Annotated in this window: 20 protein-coding genes; 12 read left to right on the top strand and 8 right to left on the bottom strand. The window is 70.0% G+C overall.

Translation table 11 applies throughout. The features are described from left to right. The first annotated feature begins 3 nt into the window (after positions 1-3). The 6 genes from rsmA (at position 4) to DYZ02_RS03600 (ending at position 6,482) form a co-directional block, all read left to right on the top strand. Complete coding sequence (rsmA, locus tag DYZ02_RS03625; RefSeq protein WP_115685021.1) at positions 4-855, top strand: 16S rRNA (adenine(1518)-N(6)/adenine(1519)-N(6))-dimethyltransferase RsmA; 852 nt, start codon at positions 4-6, stop codon at positions 853-855. Then, entirely contained in the window at positions 845-1,816 is a 972-nt protein-coding gene (locus DYZ02_RS03620) for a 4-(cytidine 5'-diphospho)-2-C-methyl-D-erythritol kinase (RefSeq protein WP_115685020.1), read from the top strand. The genes rsmA and DYZ02_RS03620 overlap by 11 nt, the downstream gene beginning before the upstream one ends. A 60-nt stretch (positions 1,817-1,876) precedes the next feature. After that, a complete protein-coding gene (locus DYZ02_RS03615; RefSeq protein WP_181896883.1) occupies positions 1,877-2,542 on the top strand; it encodes an exonuclease domain-containing protein in 666 nt (221 codons plus the stop codon). Positions 2,543-2,563: 21 nt separating this feature from the next. Next, the gene (locus tag DYZ02_RS03610) at positions 2,564-4,366 is read left to right on the top strand and encodes an ABC-F family ATP-binding cassette domain-containing protein (protein WP_115685019.1); all 1,803 of its coding nucleotides are present in this window, start codon (positions 2,564-2,566) and stop codon (positions 4,364-4,366) included. 76 nt (positions 4,367-4,442) lie between these two features. After that, entirely contained in the window at positions 4,443-5,678 is a 1,236-nt protein-coding gene (locus tag DYZ02_RS03605; RefSeq protein WP_115685018.1) for an NRAMP family divalent metal transporter, read from the top strand. A 9-nt stretch (positions 5,679-5,687) separates the two neighbouring features. Continuing rightward, positions 5,688-6,482 (top strand): putative hydro-lyase, encoded by a 795-nt coding sequence (locus tag DYZ02_RS03600; protein WP_115685017.1) that lies wholly within the window; start codon positions 5,688-5,690, stop codon positions 6,480-6,482. A gap of 21 nt (positions 6,483-6,503) precedes the next feature. On the opposite strand, the gene DYZ02_RS03595 is transcribed toward DYZ02_RS03600, so the two are convergent. Genes DYZ02_RS03595 through DYZ02_RS03585 form a run of 3 tightly spaced genes read right to left on the bottom strand, consistent with a single transcriptional unit; the run spans position 6,504 to position 10,556 of the window. After that, a complete protein-coding gene (locus tag DYZ02_RS03595; RefSeq protein ID WP_115685016.1) occupies positions 6,504-8,234 on the bottom strand; it encodes an acetyl/propionyl/methylcrotonyl-CoA carboxylase subunit alpha in 1,731 nt (576 codons plus the stop codon). 13 nt (positions 8,235-8,247) lie between these two features. After that, positions 8,248-9,798 (bottom strand): 5-oxoprolinase subunit B/C family protein, encoded by a 1,551-nt coding sequence (locus DYZ02_RS03590; RefSeq protein WP_281268966.1) that lies wholly within the window; start codon positions 9,796-9,798, stop codon positions 8,248-8,250. Continuing rightward, positions 9,795-10,556: a LamB/YcsF family protein gene (locus tag DYZ02_RS03585; protein WP_245945625.1), complete on the bottom strand. Its 762-nt coding sequence runs from the start codon at positions 10,554-10,556 to the stop codon at positions 9,795-9,797. The genes DYZ02_RS03590 and DYZ02_RS03585 overlap by 4 nt, the downstream gene beginning before the upstream one ends. A gap of 137 nt (positions 10,557-10,693) precedes the next feature. Here DYZ02_RS03585 and DYZ02_RS03580 point away from each other — a divergent pair, with 137 nt between their 5' ends. Together DYZ02_RS03580 and ppk2 are read left to right on the top strand one after the other, a co-directional pair. Beyond that, complete coding sequence (locus tag DYZ02_RS03580; RefSeq protein WP_115685014.1) at positions 10,694-11,023, top strand: putative quinol monooxygenase; 330 nt, start codon at positions 10,694-10,696, stop codon at positions 11,021-11,023. A 45-nt stretch (positions 11,024-11,068) separates the two neighbouring features. Beyond that, positions 11,069-11,920: a polyphosphate kinase 2 gene (gene ppk2, locus DYZ02_RS03575; protein WP_115685013.1), complete on the top strand. Its 852-nt coding sequence runs from the start codon at positions 11,069-11,071 to the stop codon at positions 11,918-11,920. On the opposite strand, the gene DYZ02_RS03570 is transcribed toward ppk2, so the two are convergent. Together DYZ02_RS03570 and DYZ02_RS03565 are read right to left on the bottom strand one after the other, a co-directional pair. Further along, the gene (locus DYZ02_RS03570) at positions 11,917-12,477 is read right to left on the bottom strand and encodes a DNA-3-methyladenine glycosylase (RefSeq protein ID WP_115685012.1); all 561 of its coding nucleotides are present in this window, start codon (positions 12,475-12,477) and stop codon (positions 11,917-11,919) included. The two genes, ppk2 and DYZ02_RS03570, sit on opposite strands and share 4 nt — an antisense overlap. Before the next feature lie 60 nt (positions 12,478-12,537). Then, positions 12,538-13,194: a biliverdin-producing heme oxygenase gene (locus DYZ02_RS03565; protein WP_115685011.1), complete on the bottom strand. Its 657-nt coding sequence runs from the start codon at positions 13,192-13,194 to the stop codon at positions 12,538-12,540. 123 nt (positions 13,195-13,317) lie between these two features. Between DYZ02_RS03565 and DYZ02_RS03560 the strand changes: the two genes are divergently transcribed. Next, positions 13,318-14,304: a 3-hydroxyisobutyryl-CoA hydrolase gene (locus DYZ02_RS03560; RefSeq protein WP_115685010.1), complete on the top strand. Its 987-nt coding sequence runs from the start codon at positions 13,318-13,320 to the stop codon at positions 14,302-14,304. A gap of 134 nt (positions 14,305-14,438) precedes the next feature. After that, positions 14,439-15,899 carry a glyceraldehyde-3-phosphate dehydrogenase gene (locus DYZ02_RS03555; protein WP_281268964.1) on the top strand — a complete coding sequence of 487 codons (1,461 nt, stop codon included), beginning with the start codon at positions 14,439-14,441 and terminating at the stop codon, positions 15,897-15,899. A 9-nt stretch (positions 15,900-15,908) separates the two neighbouring features. Here the strand turns inward: DYZ02_RS03555 and DYZ02_RS03550 are convergent, their stop codons facing one another. Both DYZ02_RS03550 and DYZ02_RS03545 read right to left on the bottom strand, forming a co-directional pair. Then, positions 15,909-17,042, bottom strand: a complete 1,134-nt coding sequence (locus DYZ02_RS03550; protein ID WP_115685009.1) for a glycosyltransferase — start codon at positions 17,040-17,042, stop codon at positions 15,909-15,911. Next, positions 17,043-18,239 carry an NAD-dependent epimerase/dehydratase family protein gene (locus DYZ02_RS03545; protein ID WP_115685008.1) on the bottom strand — a complete coding sequence of 399 codons (1,197 nt, stop codon included), beginning with the start codon at positions 18,237-18,239 and terminating at the stop codon, positions 17,043-17,045. Between the two features lie 155 nt (positions 18,240-18,394). Here DYZ02_RS03545 and DYZ02_RS03540 point away from each other — a divergent pair, with 155 nt between their 5' ends. Next, the gene (locus DYZ02_RS03540) at positions 18,395-20,047 is read left to right on the top strand and encodes an FAD-binding dehydrogenase (protein ID WP_115685007.1); all 1,653 of its coding nucleotides are present in this window, start codon (positions 18,395-18,397) and stop codon (positions 20,045-20,047) included. Between the two features lie 198 nt (positions 20,048-20,245). Further along, complete coding sequence (locus DYZ02_RS03535; protein WP_245945623.1) at positions 20,246-20,668, top strand: HNH endonuclease signature motif containing protein; 423 nt, start codon at positions 20,246-20,248, stop codon at positions 20,666-20,668. 1 nt (position 20,669) lies between these two features. On the opposite strand, the gene DYZ02_RS03530 is transcribed toward DYZ02_RS03535, so the two are convergent. Then, positions 20,670-21,068: a hypothetical protein gene (locus tag DYZ02_RS03530; RefSeq protein WP_115685005.1), complete on the bottom strand. Its 399-nt coding sequence runs from the start codon at positions 21,066-21,068 to the stop codon at positions 20,670-20,672. Positions 21,069-21,150 lie beyond the last annotated feature (82 nt).

Below are 21,150 nucleotides of genomic sequence, written 5' to 3'. Positions count from 1 at the left end.
ACCATGACTGACGCCCACCTGCTGGGCCCGGTGGAGATCCGGGAGCTGGCCCAGGAGCTCGACGTGGTGCCCACGAAGAAGCTCGGACAGAACTTCGTGCACGACCCGAACACCGTGCGGCGCATCGTGGCCGCCGCGGAGCTCGACCCCTTCGACACCGTCGTGGAGGTGGGCCCCGGCCTGGGCTCGCTGACCCTCGGCCTCGTCGACACCGCGGAGCGGGTCGTCGCGCTGGAGATCGACCCCCGGCTGGCGGGCCGGCTGGCCCAGACCGTGGGGGAGCGCGCCCCGGAGTACGCGCAGCGCCTCAGCGTGATCAACAAGGACGCCCTGAAGGTGCGCCGGGAAGACCTCGACGTCGAGCCCACCGCCCTGGTGGCCAACCTGCCCTACAACGTCTCCGTGCCGGTGCTGCTGCACCTGCTGGCGGAGTTCCCCACGATCCGGCGCGTGCTCGTTATGGTGCAGAAGGAGGTCGCGGACCGGCTGGCGGCCGAGCCGGGCTCCAAGATCTACGGCGTGCCGAGCGTGAAGGCCTCCTTCTACGGCCCGGTCTCGCGCGCCGGGGTGATCGGCAAGAACGTCTTCTGGCCGGCCCCCAACATCGAAAGCGGGCTCGTGCGCATCGACGTCACCTCCCCCTTCCCGCGCGAGCAGCGCGAGCAGGTCTTCCCGCTCATCGACGCCGCGTTCGCGCAGCGGCGCAAGACCCTGCGCTCCACCCTCGCCGGCGCCTACGGCTCGCCCGCCGCCGCGGAGGAGGCCCTGCGCGCCGCCGGGATCGACCCGGGGTTGCGCGGGGAGAAGCTGTCGGTGTCCGACTTCGCCCGCCTGGGGGCGGCCCGTGCGCACTGAGTTCGGCGCCTCGGCGCCCGGCAAGGTCAACCTGCACCTCGGCGTCGGGGAGGCGCGCCAGGACGGCTACCACGACCTGGTGACGGTGTTTCAGGCGGTGGGGCGTCGTGAAGCGGTCCGGCTGCTCGTCGACCCCGCGCTGGAGATGGTCGGCGAGGGCTCCGTGGTGCGCGAGATGAGCACGTTTTTCGAGGTCGCCGAGCCGGCAGAGGAGATCAACACCCCCTCCAACCTGGCCTGGCGCGCCGTCGACGCCGTGGTGGCGGAGTACCGCCGGCAGTACCCGGGGCCGGCGGCGCAGTTCCCGCGGCTGAGGATCGTGGTGGAAAAGACCGTCTTCGTCGCCGGCGGGATGGCCGGGGGATCGGCGGACGCGGCGGCGGCGCTGGTGGCGGCCAACGAGTACGTGGGCCACTTCGGGCGCGCCCCGCTCGACGGCGACGTGCTGCTGCGCCTGGCCCGCGGCCTCGGCGCCGACGTGCCCTTCTGCCTGATGGGTGGGACGGCGCTGGGGACCGGCCGCGGCGACGACCTCGTGGAGATGATCGCCCGCGGCGAGTACCACTGGGTCTTCGTCAACCCGCGCGTGGGGCTGCCCACGGGCGAGGCCTTTTCGCTTCTCGACGACCTGCGCCACGACAACCCCGCCCTCGTCCCGCGCCTGGACACCGCCGCGCTGTCCCGCGCCCTGCTCAGCGGGGACCCGGAGGCCGTGGCGGCGGCGCTGCACAACGACCTGGAGCCGGCCGCCGTGCGCATGCGCCCCCAGCTGCGCCGCCTGCTCGAGGCGGCGGGGGAGATGGGCCTGCGCGCGGTTGTCTCGGGGTCGGGTCCCACCGTGGCTGTGCTGTGCCGGGATGGCGGGCAGGCCGAGGGGGCCCTCGCCGGGCTGCGGGAGCGCTTCCCCGGCTGCGAGGCATTCGCCACGACGGGCCCGGGGCCGGGCGCGCAGCCGCACTAGCGCGCCCATTTTCGAACGCACGTTCGCCCCGTGTCCGGGGTCCGGTGTAGCCTCCGGCGCATGGATGCATCACTCACCGGCGCTCTGCGCAACTGGCTCGACGGCGCCCCTGTCCTCCCCGGCCCGGAGGTGGACCTTGCCGCGCCGCCGCGCCGCAGGCGCGCCTCGACGTACATCCCCAGCCGCGCCGCCCTTATGCGCGGGGAGTTCGTCGCCGTGGATTTCGAGACGGCTAACCGCGTCGGCGGCGCCTCCGCCTGCCAGGTGGCGCTGGTGAAGGTGCGCGACGGGTGCGTCACGGGGAGCATCACCACCTACCTGCGCCCGCCGGAGGAGCACATCCGCTTCGAGTTCTCCCACATCCACGGCATCTACCGTGGCGACGTGGAGGACGCGCCGAGCTGGTTCGACATTGCCGACGAGGTCCACGAGTTCGTCGCCGACCTGCCCGTCTACGCCCACAACGCCACCTTCGACGCCTCCGTGTGGCGCGGCCTGGACCGCTACTGGGCCACCGGGACCTTCCCGCGCGAGTTCTACTGCACCTGCCGCACGGCCCGCCGTCTCCTTCCGGAGCTTCCCGACCACCGCCTGCCCACCGTGGCCGCCTACTGCGCGCCGGGCTTCGCCCTCCAGCACCACCGGGCGGACTCGGACGCGCTGGCGTGCGCCCACATCGTCACCCTGTTCCAGCGCGCCTCCACGCTGAACCGGATGCTGGACTGAAGCGCCTAAACTGAAAGCCCTATGGCTAACCTGATCAATCTCGAAAACGTCTCCAAGACCTGGGGGCTGAAAACGCTTCTCGACGCCGTCTCCCTCGGTGTCCAGACCGGTGACCGCATCGGCATCGTCGGCGTGAACGGCGGCGGCAAGACGACGCTTTTGGAGGTGCTCACCGGCATCGAGCCCCCGGACTCCGGGCGCGTCTCGCACAACTCCGAGCTGCGCATGGCGGTGGTCACGCAGCGCTTCGACCTCGACGAGGAGCTCACGGTCGGCCAGGCCGTCGTCGAGCCGCTCGGGCTGGAGACCTTCGAGTGGGCGTCGAACGCGAAGGTGCGCGAGGTGCTGCAGGGCACGGGCGTGGTCGACCTCGGGCTGGACACCCCGGTGGGCAACCTCTCCGGCGGTGAGCGCCGCCGCGTCAACCTCGCCGCCGCCCTGGTGCAGGACCTCGACCTCGTGGTGCTCGATGAGCCGACCAACCACCTCGACGTCGAGGGCGTGCAGTGGCTCGCCGACCACCTGCTGTCCCGGAAGGTCGCCGTGGTCGTGGTCACGCACGACCGCTGGTTCCTCGACACCGTGGCCACCCTGACCTGGGAGGTGCACGACGGCGCCGTCGACGTCTACGAGGGCGGCTACAACGACTGGACCTTCGCCCGCGCCGAACGCGCCCGCCAGGCCGACGCCATCGAGCAGCGCCGCCAGAACCTCGCCCGCAAGGAGCTCGCGTGGCTGCGCCGTGGCGCGCCTGCGCGCACCTCCAAGCCGCGCTACCGCATCGAGGCGGCCGAGGCGCTCATCGCGGACGTGCCCGCCCCGCGCGACACCGTCGAGCTCATGGCGTTTTCCCGGCAGCGGCAGGGCAAGGTTGTCATCGAGCTGGAGGATGCGCGCATCGACGCCCCCGACGGGCGCACCCTCGTCGACCACCTCACCTGGCGCCTGGCGCCGGGCGAGCGGATCGGGCTCGTGGGCGTCAACGGCTCCGGCAAGACCACCCTGCTGCGCACGCTGGCCGGGGAGCACCCGCTCGCCGCGGGCAGGCGGATCGAGGGCCAGACCACCCGCATCGGCTGGCTGCGTCAGGAGCTCGACGACCTCGACCCCTCCCGCCGGCTCATTGACGCCGTCGAGGACGTCGCCACCTACGTACAGGTGGGCAAGAAGGAGGTCTCCGCCTCCCAGCTCGCAGAGCGCCTCGGCTTCTCCCCGAAGCGCCAGCGCACCCCCGTCGGCGACCTCTCCGGCGGGGAGCGGCGCCGCCTCCAGCTCACCCGCGTGCTCATGGCCGAGCCCAACGTGCTGCTTCTCGACGAGCCCACCAACGACCTGGACATCGACACCCTCCAGGAGCTGGAGGACCTGCTCGACAACTGGCCCGGCACCCTGGTGGTCATCTCGCACGACCGCTACCTCATCGAGCGCATCGCCGACACCACCTACGCCCTGTTCGGCGACGGCACGCTGACCAACCTGCCCAGCGGGATCCAGCAGTACATCGAGCGCCGCGCGGCCGAGGAGGGGGCCTCCGGGCCGCTGGACCTCGGGGAGAAGCGCGAGGGGGGCGTCGAGAAGCGCTCTGCGCTGAGCTCCCAGGAGGAGCGCGAGCTGCGCAAGAAGATGAACGCGCTGGAGCGCAAGATCGCCAAGGCCGAGCAGGAGGCGGGGCGGCTCGAAGCTGAGATCGCTGAGATGTCGGGCAGGGAGGCCCCCGATTTCGCTGCGATCGGCGAGAAGACCCGCGAGCTCGGGGAGGCGAAGGACGCGCGCGACGAGCTGGAAATGGAGTGGCTGGAGCTGGGAGAACGGCTTGAGGAGTAGCGGGATAGGGGATTGGGGCGCGGTGCTCTACTATTTCTCACGTCACGTTTAACTTCACACTGAAAGGGGTGTCACAATGAGTGCTCCCGCCCACGAGACGCCGAGCTCCCACGACACCAAGGCCAGCGCCCCGCGCGGCATTGGCCCGGCGATTGGTGCCGTCTTCCTCATGGCAACCTCGTCGATCGGCCCGGGCTTTCTGACCCAGACCTCCGTCTTCACCGTCCAGATGGGGGCGGCCTTCGCCTTCGCCATCCTCCTGTCCATCCTCGTCGACATTGCCATCCAGCTCAACGTCTGGCGGGTGCTGGGCATCTCCGGCCTGCGCGCCAACGAGCTCGGCAACGAGGTCCTGCCCGGCCTCGGCTGGGTGATGGCGGTGCTCGTCTTCGCCGGCGGCATCGTCTTCAACATCGGCAACATCGCCGGCACCGGCCTCGGCACCAACGCGATGTTCGGCATCGACGCCCGCATCGGCGGCGCCGTGTCCGCCGCGATCGCGATCTTCGTGTTCCTGTCCAAGCGCGCCGGCGTCGCCCTCGACCGCATCGTCGTGGCCCTCGGCGCCATCATGATCCTGCTCATGCTCTACGTCGCCATCGTCTCCCAGCCCCCGGTGGGCGAGGCGCTGAAGCAGACCGTCCTGCCCGAGAAGGTCGACTTCCTGGTCATCACGACCCTCATCGGCGGCACCGTCGGCGGCTACATCACCTTCGCCGGCGTGCACCGCCTCATCGACTCCGGCAACGCCGGCGTGGAAAATCTGAAGCAGATCAACAACTCCTCCATCCTCGGCATCGTCGTCATCGGCGTCATGCGCGTGCTGCTCTTCCTCGCCGTGCTCGGCGTCGTCTCCACCGGCGTGGCCCTGTCCAAGGACAACACGGCCGCCGACGCCTTCTACAACGCCGCCGGCGAGTTCGGCCTGCGCGCCTTCGGCCTCGTCCTCTGGGCGGCCGGCCTGTCCTCGGTGATCGGCGCCTCCTACACCTCGGTCTCCTTCGTCACCACCCAGAAGACCCCGGAGCGCACCCGCAACTTCCTCACGGTCGGCTTCGTCGCCGTGTGCGCCGTGCTCTACCTGCTGCTGGGCAAGGCTCCGCAGACGCTGCTCATCTTCGCGGGCGCCTTCAACGGCCTCATCCTGCCCATCGGCTTCGCCGTGGTGATGTGGGCGGCGTGGCGCCGCAAGGACCTGCTGCAGGGTTACAAGTACCCGACCTGGCTGCTGGTCATCGGCGGCCTCGTGCTCATCCTCACCCTCTTCATGGGTGTGAAGTCGATCTCCGGTCTCTCCGCACTCTGGGCGTAAACTCGGGGCATGTCGCATGCCCTGCTTACCCCTGACAAAGCCCGCGCGCTCTTCCGCGAAAGCTCCGACCCCGGGGCATTCGCCACGACGGCGGGCTTTTCGCTTGGCTACGCCCAGGCCAACCTCATCGCCCTCGACCGGAAGTACGCCTTCGACTTCCTCCTGTTCGCGCAGCGCAACCCGAAGCCCTGCCCGATCCTGGGCGTGCTCGAGCCGGGGCAGGTGAACTCCGAGCTGCTGGCGGGCGGTGACATCCGCACCGACATTCCCGCCTACCGCGTGTTCCGCGACGGCGAGCTCGTCGAGGAGGTCGCGGACGCCACCGGCTACTGGACCCCCGGCACCGTAGCCTTCCTCATCGGCTGCTCCTTCACGTTCGAGCAGGCGCTTCTCGACGCCAACGTGCCCGTCGCCCACATCGAGCAGGGCCGCAACGTCCCGATGTACCTCACAGACATCGACTGCGTCCCCGCCGGGGCGTTTTCGGGCAAGATGGTGGTGTCCATGCGCCCAATCCCCGCTTCGCAGGTCTCCGACGCGGTGCGCGTGACCTCGCGTTACCCGGCGGTGCACGGGGCGCCCGTGCACGTGGGCGACCCAGCCGCCATCGGGATCTCCGATCTGGGCGCCCCCGATTTCGGCGACGCCGTCGACATCGCGCCGGGCACCATCCCCGTGTTCTGGGCGTGCGGGGTGACCCCGCAGTCCATCGTGATGAACTCCCGGCCCGACCTGGCCATCTGCCACTCACCGGGCAAGATGCTGGTCACGGACGTCCGCGACAGCTTCTACCAGGTCCCCTGACGGGTCCGGGAGAGGAGGGATCTAGGAGATCGTCGCGATGGTGGCGTTCGCCTTGACGCGCTCGCCCTGCGCCGCTGCCAGCGAGACCTGGCCGGCGCGTGGGGCCTTGATGGTGGACTCCATCTTCATCGCCTCGATGGTGGCGAGCGCGTCGCCCTTGGCCACGACGTCGCCGTCGGCGACGAGCCACTCCACAATGGTGGCCTCGTACTTCGAGGTCACCGCGTTGGCCGAGGCCGCCTCGGCACCCGCTTCGGGGGAGGCTGCGGCGCCGGCCCCGCCGCCCGCGTTGAGCAGGGAGGTCGGGATGCCCACGGTGTGCAGCCTGCCGTCGATCTCGATGACCACGCTGGTGCGCTCGTCGTAGATGTGCTCGATGTCGTCGACGTAGTGCTTCGCCGAGGGCGAGTAGTTGTGGTCCACCCAGTCGGTGTAGACGCCCAGGCTGTCGCCCGTCAGCTCCGGCGAGGTGATCATGTCGCGGTGGAAGGGCAGCACGGAGCGCACGCCCTCGATGGCGAACTCGTCGAGCGCGCGCTGGGCGCGGCGGATCGCGGTGGCGCGGTCGGGGCCCCAGACGATGAGCTTGCCCATGAGCGAGTCGTAGTAGGCCGGGATCGTCGTGCCGGTGCGCACGCCGGTGTCCACGCGCACGGCCGGGCCGGTGGGCACGTCGAAGCGGGTGATGGTGCCCGGGGAGGGCGCGAAGCCGTTGGTCACGTCCTCGGCGTTGATGCGGAACTCGAAGGCGTGGCCGGTGATCTCCGGGTCGCGCCCGGCGAACGAGAGCGGCTGGCCGTCGGCGATGCGGAACTGCTCGGCGATGATGTCCACGCCGGTGACCGCCTCGGTGACGGGGTGCTCAACCTGCACGCGGGTGTTGACCTCCAGGAAGGACACCGTGCCGTCCTCGGAGACGATGTACTCCACGGTGCCGGCAGAGACGTAGCCCGCCTTGCGGCAGATGTCGCGCGCACCCTCTTCGATGCCGCGGCGCTGCTCCTCGGTGAGGAAGGGAGCCGGGGCCTCCTCGATGAGCTTCTGGAAGCGGCGCTGCGTGGAGCAGTCGCGGGTGCCGAGGACGGCGACGTTGCCGTGGGCGTCGGCAAGCACCTGCGCCTCGACGTGGCGCGGGTGGGTGAGGAACTTCTCCACGTAGCACTCCCCGCGGCCGAAGGCCTCGCGGGCCTCGCGGCCGGCGGAGTTGAAGCCCTCCTCGATGTCTTCGACGTCGAACACGACCTTCAGGCCGCGGCCGCCGCCACCGAATGCCGCCTTGATGGCAATCGGCATGCCGTGCTCGGTGGCGAAGTCGCGGGCCTGCTCCCAGGTCTCCAGCGGCTCGGAGGTGCCGGGGGCGAGCGGGGCGCCGACCTCGACGGCCACGGCGCGCGCGGCGAGCTTGTCGCCGAGCAGCTCGATGGACTCGGGCGAGGGGCCGATCCACGTCAGGCCGGCCTCCTGCACGGTGCGGGCGAAGTCGGCGTTCTCGGAGAGGAAGCCGTAGCCTGGGTGCAGGCAGTCGGCGCCCGCGCGGTGGGCGATGTCGATGAGCGCCGGGATGTTCATGTAGGTCTCCGCCGAGGTCTTGCCCGGCAGGAGGTAGGCCTCGTCGGCGATCTGGGTGTGCAGCGCGCCCGTGTCCGGCTCGGAGTAGACGGCGATGGAGCGGATGCCGAGGTCGCGGGCGGTGCGGGCGATGCGCACGGCGATCTCCCCGCGGTTGGCGATGAGTACAGCTTTGAGAGTCATGGAGTGAAAGTCCTTAGAGGGAGTGGAGCTCGAAGCGGATCTTACCGCCGGGCGGGAGTTGGGCTGCGATGTCGACGTCCTCGTTGATTACCGTGGCGATCACGGGGTAGCCGCCGGTCACGGCGTGGTCGCGCAGGAACACGACCGGCTGGCCGGACGGCGGGATCTGGATGGAGCCGGCCACCATGCCCTCGGAGGGCAGCTCGCCGGCGCGGTCGCGCTCGATGGGGGTGTCTGACTCGAGGCGCAGGCCGACGCGGTTGGATTCCGGCGTGACGGTGAAGGTGGTGGATAGGAAGCGGTCGATCGCCTCCTGCGGGAACCAGTCGTCGCGGGGGCCGAGGACGCAGCGCACGACGCCGACGGTGGTGCCGCCCTCGGAAGTCACGCGCAGCGGGTTGCTCAGAAGGGCGTTGGCCGACTGCGGCGGGACCAGCGACATGGAGACAGTGTCGCCCGCCCGCAGCGGCGCGGGGCCGAGCCCGGAAAGCATGTCGGTGGCCGCGGAGTCGAGTTCGGTGTCGGCGATGAGCCCGCCGCGCACGGCGATGTAGGTGCGCATGCCGGTGCGTGCCGGGGCGACGACCAGCTCGGCGCCCGCGGGGACGATGAGTGGGGTGGCCAGCAGGGCGGGCCGGCCCCCGACGGTGACGTCAGCGTCGGCGCCGGTGACGCAGACGACCGTCTCCGCCAGCGCCGTGAGGGTGAGCCCGCCGACGTTTTCCAGCAGGGTGGCGTTGCGCTTGTTGCCCACGGCGGCGTTCGCGGTGCGCGCCGAGGCGCGGTCGGCGGAGCCGGAGGTGGTCACGCCGAGGTTGCCGTTGCCCTGGCGGCCGAGGTCCTGGTACAGGGTCTGCAGGCCGGGGTCGTCGACGGTGAAGATGGGGCGCCGCGCGGGGCGCGCGAGGTGGCGGTGGCTCGTCTCGGCGGCCCCCGCCAGCTCGTCGACGGCCACGTAGTGCACCCGGTCGCCCGGGGCGACCAGCGCCGGCGGGGTGGCGGAGGAGTCCCACATCGGGGTCCGGGTGGTGCCGATGAGCTGCCATCCGCCCGGAGAGGTGCGCGGGTAGACCGCGGAGAAGTCGCCGGCCAGGGCGACGGCCCCGGCGGGGACCTCGGTGCGCGGGGTCGCGCGGCGGGGGATGTCCAGCGCCCGCGAGGAGTCCTCGGGCACGCAGTAGGTGAAGCCGGGCGCGAAGCCGCCGAAGGCGGCGACCCAGGTGGTCTTCGTGTGCCACTCGATCAGCTCCGCGCGGCTCATGCCGAGGGAGGAGGAGAGCTCGTCGAGGTCGGCGCCGTCGTAGAGCACCTCGATCTCGATGTCGCGTGGCGTGGCCCGGGAGGCCGCGCCGGGCTCGAAGGAGCGCAGCGCCTCGGCCGCCGCGGCGGTGACGGCGGGGGAGTCGAAGGTGAGAAGGATGGTGCGCGCGGCCGCGACGACGTCGGTCTGGTGCTCGAAGGGGGCGGAGGACAGGGCGGAGTGCCAGTCCATGACCGCGTCGAGGCTGGGCAGGTCCACCATGAGCGCGCGGGTGCCGACGCGCTTGATCACGGGTGCGTTCACAGGAAGCTCCTGATCTCGATGCCCTCGTCGGCGAGGCGCGCGACCACGCTGCGCGTCAGCTCGACGGAGCCGGGGGAGTCGCCGTGGACACACACCGACTCGGCCGCGACCTTGACCTCGGTGCCGTCGACGGCGGTGACGGAGCCCGTCGCGGCGACCTGGAGCACGCGCTTGGCGACGTCCTCCGGGTCGTGCATGACGGCGTTGGGCTCGCGGCGGGAGACGAGCGTGCCGTCCGGGTTGTAGCCGCGGTCGGCGAAGGCCTCGCGGACGACGCGCAGGCCCGCCTTTTCGGCGATGTCCACCGCGACGCCGCCCGGCAGGAGCATGACGGGCAGGTCCGGGCTGAACGCCCTGATGCCGTCGACAACCGCGCGGGCGTGCGCCTCGTGGTGGACGATGGTGTTGTACAGCGCCCCGTGGGGCTTGACGTAGCGCACCTGCGTGCCGTTCGCGCGGGCCAGGGCGTCGAGGGCGCCGATCTGGTAGAGGACCTCGTCGGCGAGCTCAGCGGGGGCGTAGTCGACGAAGCGGCGGCCGAATGCGGCCGGGTCGTTGTAGGCGGGGTGCGCGCCCACGACGACGCCCGCGGCGGCGGCCGCGGCGAGCGTCCCGGCGATGGAGTGGGGGTCCCCGGCGTGGAAGCCGGTGGCGACGTTCGCGCTGGAGACCATGCCCAGCATGGCTGCGTCGTCGGCGACCGGGTTGCCGGCCGTGGTTTCACCCAGGTCGGCGTTCAGGTCAATGGTTGTGCTCACAGGTGTGTGCCCTCCGTAGAAAACAGGATGTGGCGCAGGCGGGCCCGGAGCCCCGGGGTCGCCCATGCCACATGTGGTCAATACCTCATTTATACCGCGCGCGTGGCGGAATTCCGTTCCCGGGTAGTCTGGGGCCCATGATTCTGATCAACGTGAAGTTCACCCCCAAGCCCGAGCACGCGGAGAACTTCCGCGAGCTTGTCGACGAATTCACCCAGGCCACCCGCGCAGAGGAAGGCTGCCTCTTCTTCGAGTGGTACCGCAACGAGGACAACCCGGGCGAGTACATCCTGGTGGAGGGGTTCCGCGACGACTCTGCGGAGGCGCACGTCTCCTCGGCGCACTTCCAGAAGGCCACCGAATTCTTCCCGACCATCCTGGAGAAGACCCCGGAGATCATCAACACCCTGATCGAGGGCAAGACCGAGTGGGACGAGATGGCCGAGTTCAAGGTGGAGGCCGACTAAAGCGGGTTGGGTCGGCGCCGAAATGGTGGGGTAGCGTTGGGGGTCATGAGCGAGGAGAAGAACCGCACCCAGCCGCCGAAGCTGTCCAAGAAGGCCTACGAGAAAGAGCTCCTGCGCCTGCAGGCCGAGCTCGTGGACATGCAGCAGTGGGTGGTGGAGACCGGCGCCCGCCTCGTCATCGTGATGGAGGGCCGCGACGCCGCCGGCAAGGGCTCCGCCATCAAGCGCATCACCCAGTACCTCAACCCGCGCACCTGCCGCATTGAGGCGCTGCCGGCGCCGACCGAGCGGGAGAAGACGCAGTGGTACTTCCAGCGCTACGTCGAGCGCCTGCCCGCCGCGGGCGAGATCGTCATCTTCGACCGCTCCTGGTACAACCGCGCCGGCGTCGAGCGCGTCATGGGCTTCTGCACCTCCCAGGAGTACCGCCGCTTCCTGCACCAGGCGCCGATCTTCGAGCGCCTGCTGGTCGAGGACGGCATCATGCTGCGCAAGTACTGGTTCTCCGTCTCCGACGAGGAACAGTACCGCCGCTTCGAGTCGCGCCTCGAGGACCCGCTGCGCCGCTGGAAGCTTTCGCCGATGGACCTCGAATCCATCACCAAGTGGGAGGAGTACTCCCGCGCGAAGGACGAGATGTTCGTGCACACGGACATTCCCTCGGCGCCCTGGTACACGGTGGAGAGCGAGGACAAGAAGCGCTCGCGCATCAACGTCATCTCGCACCTGCTGTCCACGGTGCCCTACGAGCGCATTGAAAAGGACCTGCCCGAGATCCCCGAGCGCCCCTCGGGCGACGACTACAAGCGCCCGCCGCGCGACGAGTTCAACTACGTGCCCGACGTCGCCTCGAAGCTCGAGAAGGACCGGCGCGAGAAGAAAAAGAAGAAGGCTTAGCGACGCCCCCTCGGCGTCGACACCGTCCGGTCGCCGGGGACCCAGAAGCGCAGCGGCGCGTCCGCGTTCTTCGTGATGCCGATGCGCGTGCCCCGCACCCACTCGGGCTCAGCCTCGCGGGCCGTGAGCTGGACGGGGGTTCCGTTGTCGCTCAGCTGCAGGCCGAGGGCCTGGCCCAGGTTCCCCGGGCCGCGGGCGAGATTCTCGTGGGGGATGAGGGCGCGCTCGGGGCGCTGCCGCCTCTGTCGCGCGAGATCCTCGCCGGCGACGACCTCCCCGCCGCGCAGGAGGCAGCCCTGCCCGGTGCCCTCGGGGGCGCAGACGATGTTGCCGTTGTGGTGGATCCCGTAGGAGAAGTAGACGTAGAACCTGCCGGGCGGCCCGAACATGGCGGCGTTGCGGGCGGTCGGGCCCTTGTAGGTGTGGGCTGCGGGGTCGTCCTTGCCGAGGTAAGCCTCCACCTCGGTGAGCCGGACGGTCACGCCATTGTGTGTGACGAGGCAGCCGAGCAGCTGCGGGGCGACGAGGTCGGCGGTGTCCGTGAAGTCGATCGTCATTTCCGCCATACTATGCGCCCGTTCTTATGGTTGGGCGGCGGGGTGGCGTCGACAAGCGCCTCAGAGCCTCTCGCTGCGCTGCTCGAGCTCGCGGAAGACCGCCTGGTTGCGGGCGAAGGTGCCGGTGGCGCTGCGGAGCAGCTGCTCGCGCTGCGCGGGGGTGAGGTCGAGTGAATCCAGGGCCGCCTTGTAGGCCGCGCGGAAGGGCGGGATTTTGCCCACCGCGGAGAAGTCGTAGAAGTTCAGCTCCTCGGCGCTCAGGCCGTAGGCGGTGGACAGCGTGCGGGCGATGACCTGCCCGCCGGCGATGTCGCCGAGGTAGCGCACGTAGTGGTGGGCGACGACGGCGGGGGCGTCGCCGGGGTCGAGGCCGTCGAGCTCCGCCGCGTAGGCGAGCGTCGCGGCGGCGGGGCTGATCTCCGCGCGCCACTCGGGGCCGATGAGGTGGGCGAGGTCTCGCTCCAGGGCGGGGACCCGCTCGAGCCGGGTGTCGGCGACGGCTGCCGCGATCGGGTCGGCGGCGAGGCGGCGCACCGCCCGCTCGAGCGCGCTGTAGATGAACCAGTACTGGGCGGTGAGGTCGATGACCTCGGCACGGCCGAGCGCGCCCTCGAGGAGGCTGGACATGAAGCGGGTGTTCTCGGCGTCGCGGTGGGCGGCGGCGGTTTCCTCACGAAGTGCGGTCGACAGCGGGGCGAGGGTGGGGGCGAGAGTCACGGTGTCCCTCCGTTCATTAGGTAGGTAAGGCTTACCTAACACTAGGGGTTGCGGGGGCTGGCGAGAATCAACCGTTCGGTTGATTTGCTCACGCCCGTGGGTGTGATGTGGAACACTGACTGCATGAACGCTCCCGTGGCCACCTCCGTCGTGGAGAAGACCGGAATCATCACCCTCGATCGGCCGAAGGCCCTGAACTCCCTCAGCGGGGAGATGATTGACCTCATCGCCGCCGCCCTCGATGCCTGGCGCGGGGACGAGGGGATCGAGCAGGTGGTCATCCAGTCCTCCGGCAAGCACTTCTGCGCCGGGGGCGACGTCCGCGCCGCCCGCGAGGGCGTCCTCGGCGGCGACGCGGAGGGCGTCGACGACTTCTTCGAGCGGGAGTACGCGCTCAACCTCGCCATCGACCGCTACCCGAAGCCGTACATCGCGCTGGTCGGCGGCGTCGACATGGGCGGCGGCCTGGGCATCTCCGCGCACGGCTCGCACTTCGTTGTCGCGGAGGGAGCCTTCGCCTCCATGCCCGAGATGAACATCGGGTTCGCCACGGACGTGGGGATGAGCTGGAAGCTGCAGAACCTGCCCGGCCACCCGTCGCTGGGGCTGGGGACCTTCCTCGCCCTGACGGGCTACCGCATGAGCGCCGACGACATGCTCGCCACCGGGCTCGCCACCCACAAGGTCGCCTCGCTGGAGGGCCTGGCGGAGCGCATCGCCCGCGAGGGGATCGGCGTCTTGGGTGAGCTTGCCCTGGCCCCCGGGGAGTCCGAGCTGGAGAAGCTCTACGGCCCGGTCGACGAGGTGTTCGTCGGCCCCTGGGCGGAGATCCGGGGCAGACTCGGCGAGTACCCGGAGCTCGCCGCGCTGACAGAGGAGCTCACCGCCCACGCCTCGCCCTCCGCCCTCGTCGCCTCGGCCGAGCTCATGCGCGCCAACTCCGCGTGTGACCTGGAGGGTGCCCTGCGCAACGAGCGGGCCCTCGGAGCGGTGCTCATGCGCGAGCCCGATTTCGCCGAAGGTGTGCGCGCCGTCCTGGTGGACAAGTCCAGGGACGCCTCCTTCGCCCTCGAGCCGGACCCCGGGAAGTACCGCGCGGTGCTGGGGTAGCCGGGGGTCCCCCCGGGGTGTCCGGTTGCGCTGCGTCTCGTCCCCCGAATGAGCATTCGGCTAGAATCAAGGGGAGATGCGCACCCCCGGTTCGCGCCTTCACCCGTTTTGCCCACCCCGGAAAAAGGACGATTGTGACTGAAGCAACCTCCACCCAGAACGACTGGAACCACAAGCTCACCCTGGCGCAGGAGATGCTGCCGCTGATCAGCCAGCTGCACCGCGAGAACAACGTGGTCACCTCCATTTACGGCCGTCTGCTGGTGGGCGTGACCGACATCGAGATCATCAAGGCGCACCGCTACGCCCGCCGCATCGTCGAGCGCGAGCTGCCTCTCGACGACACCCTGCCGATCCTCAAGGAGCTCGTGCAGCTCAACCTCGGCACCGCCTCGATCGACCTCGGCCGCCTGGCCAAGAACTACTCGCGCACCGAGGGGCAGGACCTGCGCGCCTTCCTCGAGGAGCAGCTCGGCGACGTCATTAACGCCGGCAGCGAGCTCGAGCCGCGCGACGTCGTCCTCTACGGCTTCGGCCGTATCGGCCGCCTGCTGGCCCGCATCCTCATCGCCCGCGAGGGCATGTACGGCGGCGTGCGCCTGCGCGCCGTGGTGGTACGCAAGAAAGGTGACGACGACATCGTCAAGCGCGCCTCCCTGCTGCGCCGCGACTCGGTCCATGGCCCCTTCAACGGCACCATCTCCGTGGACGAGGAGAACGAGGTCATCTGGGCCAACGGCACCCCGATCCAGATGATCTACTCGGACGACCCGGCCGCCATCGACTACACCAGCTACGGCATCAACAACGCCATCGTGGTGGACAACACGGGCCGCTGGCGCGACCGCGCCGGGCTGTCCCAGCACCTCGAATCCAAGGGCGTCGAGCGCGTCGTGCTCACCGCCCCGGGCAAGGGCGACGTGCGCAACATCGTCTACGGCGTGAACCACGCCGACATCACCTCGGACGAGTCCGACCGCGTCATCTCCGCCGCGTCCTGCACCACCAACGGCATCACCCCGGTGCTCAAGGTGATCAACGACCGCTACGGCGTCAAGCACGGCCACGTCGAGACCGTCCACGCCTACACCAACGACCAGAACCTGGCGGACAACTACCACAAGGGCCCGCGCCGCGGCCGCGCCGCAGCGCTGAACATGGTGCTCACCGAGACCGGCGCCGCGAAGGCTGTCTCCAAGGCCCTGCCGGAGTTCGAGGGCAAGCTGACCGGCAACGCGATCCGCGTCCCCACGCCGGACGTCTCGATGGCGGTGCTCAACCTCGACCTCGAGAACGAGGTAGAGAAGGACGAGGTCAACGAGTTCCTGCGCCGCGTGTCCACCGACTCGAACCTGCGCCAGCAGATCGACTACATCAACTCCCCGGACATCGTCTCCACCGACCTGCTCGGCTCCACCCACGCGGGTGTCGTCGACGGCCTGGCCACGATCGCCTCGGGCAACCACCTCGTGCTCTACGTCTGGTACGACAACGAGTACGGCTACTCCAACCAGGTCATCCGCATCGTCGAGGAGATCGGGGGCGTGCGCCCGAAGATCTACCCGGAGCGCAAGGACCCGCAGGAGATCCGCTAGAAGCCCGCTTTACGACGCCCCAGTGGCGCCCCGGTAGACCTCGACCAGCTTCTCGGTCGAGGCCCGCCAGGACCAGCGCTGCGCCTCCTCGCGCGCGGCGTGGGCCATCCGGGCGCGCAGTGGGGCGTCGTCAAGCAGCTGAGCGACGCGCTCGGCCCAGGCCGAGTCGGGCAGCTCGGGCTCGACGAGGAAACCCGTCGTGCCGTCGTCGATGACGAAGGGCACGCCGCCCGCCCGCGCCCCGACCACGGGCACTCCGGAGGCGAAGGACTCCAGGGCCACAAACCCCAGTGTTTCCGTCGTGGAGGGGAAGAGGAAGACGTCGCCGGAGGCGAAGGCGGCCGCGAGGTCGGCGCCGGAGAGGTAGCCGGTGAAGGTGATCCAGTCGCGCTTCATCCGCTCGCGCAGCTGGGCGTACTGGGGGCCCTCGCCGACGAGCGCGAGCCTCGCGCCCGGGACGCGGCTGCGGACCTCCTCCATGATCCCGAGGGTGCGTTCGACGTCCTTTTCGGCGGAAATGCGGCCGACGTAGGTGACCAGCGGCGCGTCGGGGTGGCCGTCGCTGAGCAGCGACCGCGCCTCGCGGGAGCGTAGCTCGGGGGAGAATCCCACCGTGTCCACAGCCTTCGGCCACAGCTCGAGGTCCCCCATTCCGTAGCCCGCCGCCTTCTCCAGCATCGGCGCGGAGGTGACGAGGTTGGCGCGGGCGCGCGTGTGGAACAGGCGCAGTCCCCATTCCGCGATGGGCTTGACCCAGGGGATGCCGAGGCGCACCGTGTACTCGGGGACGTCGGTGTGGAAGGAGGCGACCACCGGGATGCCGCGGGCGTGGGCGTAGAGCGAGCTGAAGCCCGCCGTCCACATGGGGTTGACCGCGTGCACGACGTCGGGGGAGAAGCGGGCGAGGCGCCACGCCACGCGTGGGTCGGGCAGCCCGAAGTGGATCTCGGGGTAGACCGGCCAGAACGGCAGGGAGGGCACGCGCACCACCTCGAAGCCGGCGTATTCGGCGGGCGGGTTGCCGGTGGCGAAGACGAGGACCTCGTGGCCCATCTCGGCGAGCTGGTCGAGGGTGCGGGTCACGCGTGTGACCACCCCGTCGATCTTCGGCAGGAAGACCTCGGTGAACAGGGCGATGCGCATCTACTTCTCGCCGGCGGGGACGCCCTCGGACTGCGCGGAGGTCCACAGGGAGCGGGCCGGGATCTTGGAGCGGTCGGCGCGGTCGGCCCAGCGCTTGGCGACGTCCTCCACCTCGTGCAGCAGCCCCTCCTCGAGGAAGGTGGGCTCCAGGCCCAGGCTGAGGAAGGTGTCGTTGGCCACGTGCAGCTCGTTTTCGGCGGACTCCTTGCGCGGGTTCGGCACGTAGGCCACCTCGGCGCCCGAGATGCGGCCGACGAGCTCGGCGAGGTCGCGGACCCGGTGCGTCTCTGTCATCTGGTTGAAGATTCTGACGCGCTCGCCCCGCGCCGGCGGGTTTTCGAGCGCGATCTGGATGCACTTGACCATGTCTCGGATGTGGATGAAGGCGCGGGTCTGCCCGCCGGTGCCGTGCACGGTGAGCGGGTAGCCGACCGCCGCCTGCATGAGGAAGCGGTTGAGCACGGTGCCGTAGTCGCCGTCGTAGTCGAAGCGGTTGATGAGGCGCTCGTCGCGCTGCGTCTGCGGGGTGTGGGTACCCCAGATGATGCCCTGGTGCAGGTCGGTGATGCGCAGCTCGTCGTTCTTGGCGTAGTAGGCGAAGAGGTTTTGGTCGAGCACCTTGGTCATGTGGTAGACCGAGCCCGGGTTGGTGGGGTAGAGGATCTGCTGCTCGACCGTCTCCCCCTCCTCCGTCTGCACGGTGACGTCGAGGTAGCCCTCGGGGATCTTCATGCCCGCGGTGCCGTAGCCGTAGACGCCCATGGTGCCCAGGTGCACGACGTGGACGTCGAGACCCGACTCCACGATCGCGACGAGGAGGTTGTGCGTGGCGTTGACGTTGTTGTCCACGGTGTAGCGCTTCGTGCGCTGGTTCTTCATGGAGTAGGGTGCGGCGCGCTGCTCGGCGAAGTGGATCACGGCGTCCGGGCGGAACTCCGTGAGGAAGTCGAGCAGGCCATCGAAGTCGCGGGCGACGTCGAGGTTGCGGAAGCCCAGGCGGCGGCCCGAGACCTCCCCCCACGCGGCGATGCGCTCCTCGACGGTCGCGATCGGGGTCAGCGACTGCGCCCCGAGCTCCTCGTCGATCCGGCGGCGCGAGAGGTTGTCCACGATGACGACGTCGTGGCCGAGGTCCGACAGGTGCAACGAGGCTGGCCAGCCGCAAAACCCGTCTCCGCCAAGAACTGCAATCCTCACTAAAAACCCCTTCACCAACCTCGAACACAGGACAGAAAAACCGGCGCACCGGCCTTCCCCGCAACGTTACCGCCCGTGGGGGCAACTCGCCGGGCAACCGACTGGGCGCACAATTTGCACCGCGCGCGGCGCGGCGCCTCGGTATCGTTTCGCGCATGAAAACTAACAATCCGGTCATCATCGTCGGCGCGGGCCTGTCCGGCCTGGTCGCCGGGTACGAGGCGTCCAAGGCGGGGCGCAGGGTCATTTTCGTGGAGCAGGAGAGCCGCGCCAACCTCGGCGGCCAGGCCTTCTGGTCGCTGGGAGGGCTGTTCATGGTCGGCTCGCCCGAGCAGGGCATGATGCGGGTCAAGGACACCGAGGAGCTCGCCTGGATGGACTGGGAGAACTCCGCCGACTACGACGACGCCGAGCACGACGAGTGGCCCCGCAAGTGGGGCCGCGAGTACGTCCGCTTCGCGGCCAGCGAGATGCACGGCTACCTCAGGGACCTCGGGCTGCGCGTCCTGCCCACCATCGGCTGGGCCGAGCGCGGCTCGGGTGACGCGTCCGGCCACGGCAACTCCGTGCCCCGCTTCCACGTCACCTGGGGCACCGGCCCCGAGGTCGTGCGCGTGTTCCGGGAGCCGCTGCTTGCCGCGGAGTCGCGCGGCGAGGTGGAGTTCCGCTTCCGGCACCGGGTCGACGACATCATCGTCGAGGGCGGGCGCGCCGTCGGTGTGCGCGGCGCGGTGCTGGTGGAGGACGCCGGGGCGCGGGGTGTGGCGTCGAATAGCGAGGAGCTCGAGCCCTTCGAGCTGCGGGGCGCGGCGGTCGTCGTTGCCACGGGCGGCATCGGCGGGAACCTGGAGAAGGTGCGCCGCACCTGGCCGGACGACAGGTGGGGTCCGTGCCCCGACAACCTCGTGACGGGCGTGCCGGAGTTCGTCGACGGGCGCGGCATCGACATCGCCTCCGAGGCGGGCGCGCAGCTGGTCAACACCGACCGCATGTGGCACTACCCCGAGGGCATGATCAACTGGGACCCCATTTGGCCCGGCCACGGCATCCGCATCATCCCCGGGCCCAGCGCGATGTGGCTCGACGCCACCGGCAAGCGCCTGCCCAGCCACCTGTTCCCGGGCTCGGATAACCTCGCCGCGCTGGCCCACATCGGCCGCACCGGCCACGGCTACTCGTGGTTCGTGCTCAACCAGTCGATCGCCGACAAGGAGTTCATCTTCTCCGGCTCCGAGCAGAACCCGGACCTGACCGACAAGTCGCTCAAGAAGCTCGCCGGCAAGCTCTCCTCGGGCACGCCCGGCCCGATCAAGGCCTTCCAGGACCACGGCGTCGACTGGGTCACCGCGGACACGGTCGAGGAGCTGGTCGAGGGCATGAACAAGCTTGGCGACGTCCCCATGGACGTCGACCTCGTCCGCAGCCAGCTCATCGAGCGCGACGCCCAGACCATGAACCGCTTCTCCAAGGACATCCAGGTCAACTACATCCGCATGGCCCGCAACTTCCTCGGCGACAAGATCGTCCGCGTCCACCCGCCGCACCGGCTCCTGGACGGGTCGAAGGGCCCGCTCATCGCGATCCGCCTCCACGTCCTGACCCGCAAGACCCTCGGCGGCATCGAGACCGACCTGTCCGGGCGCGCCCTGCAGGCCGACGGATCCGTGTTCGAGGGGCTCTACGCCTGCGGTGAGGCCGCCGGCTTCGGCGGTGGCGGCATGCACGGGAAGAACGCCCTGGAAGGGACGTTCCTCGGCGGCTGCATCCACTCCGGCAAGAGGGTGGGGGAGGCGCTCGGGGTGCTGTAGGGCTGGCATCCGACCGATGGTCGAACAAGTCTTCGAATAACGGCAGGGTCATGTCTGACCCGCCCGGTAGCGTGTGAAGTACGGACCAAGGATCACACGCGGGGAGGGGGACACCGTGCCGACGTTGCTCGAACACCACGTCGACCAGGTCGAGCAGGGCCGGGCGGCCCTCGGCGCGTTCTTCTCCGCCTCGGGCTGGTGGGAGACAGTTTCCCGCTGCAGGTGGATTCCGCCACGGCTGTTCCGCTCTCGCTCGGCAGGGCGCGCTTCGCCAGCATCGAGCAGGGCATCGTCCTGCTCGCCATGCAGTGGGTCTGCGCCTGGCACGGCTGCACGAAGCCCGGCATCGAGCTCGAGGTACACCACCTGCGCTCCTATCTGGACGGAGGGGAAACCTCTCTCGACAACCTCATCCTCCTGTGCCGGGAGCACCACCGCTGCAACAACGACCGCCGCGACGGCGCGGGCGGGAAAGGGTATTTCACCAAGGACTCCCGGACCGGGGCAGTGAGGCACCACCCCGCCCGCGGCGGGCCCGCCCGGGAAACGGCAACCTACCACTATCGGCGCGCCCCGGGGCAGCGCGTGCACGACCCGCCCCTGTTCGAGGACTCCGCCTGAGTCAGTCTCCCTCCACGGCGATGCCCACGTGGAGCGAGGACAGCTCGTGCGCCCCCGGGCCGGCGGGCAGGGCCCGCAGCTCGGCCGCGGTCTCCGGGGTCACCGGGACGATCCAGCCCAGGTTCGGGTCCAGGGCCGGGTCGGAGCGCGTGTCCACCGGGACAAACGTGACGGCGCGCTGCCCGGGGGAGGTGAGGCGCACTGGGGCGTCGAGAAGCCTGAGGGGCTCGAGGGAGGACAGGGTGATGATCACCAGCTTCTCGTCCGTGTCGGGGGAGAGGTTGGCCGTGTGCACGCTGAGCGTGCCCACCTCCACCTGCCGGAAATGCTCCGGGTAGTCGACCAGGGGAGCGGGGGAGTCGCCGCGGAGGAACGCGCGGACCGTGTCCAGGAAACCCATGCGAAAAGTGTAGCGCCGCCGGCAGTGACCGCCGTCATGCCGCGGAAACTGGGCTATCACAGCCTTCAGCTATTAAAATCCT

Source organism: Corynebacterium senegalense (assembly GCF_900411315.1).
Lineage (GTDB): Bacteria > Actinomycetota > Actinomycetes > Mycobacteriales > Mycobacteriaceae > Corynebacterium > Corynebacterium senegalense.
Note: the sequence above shows the minus strand (reverse complement) of the source record. Positions and strands in the feature narration are given on the sequence as shown.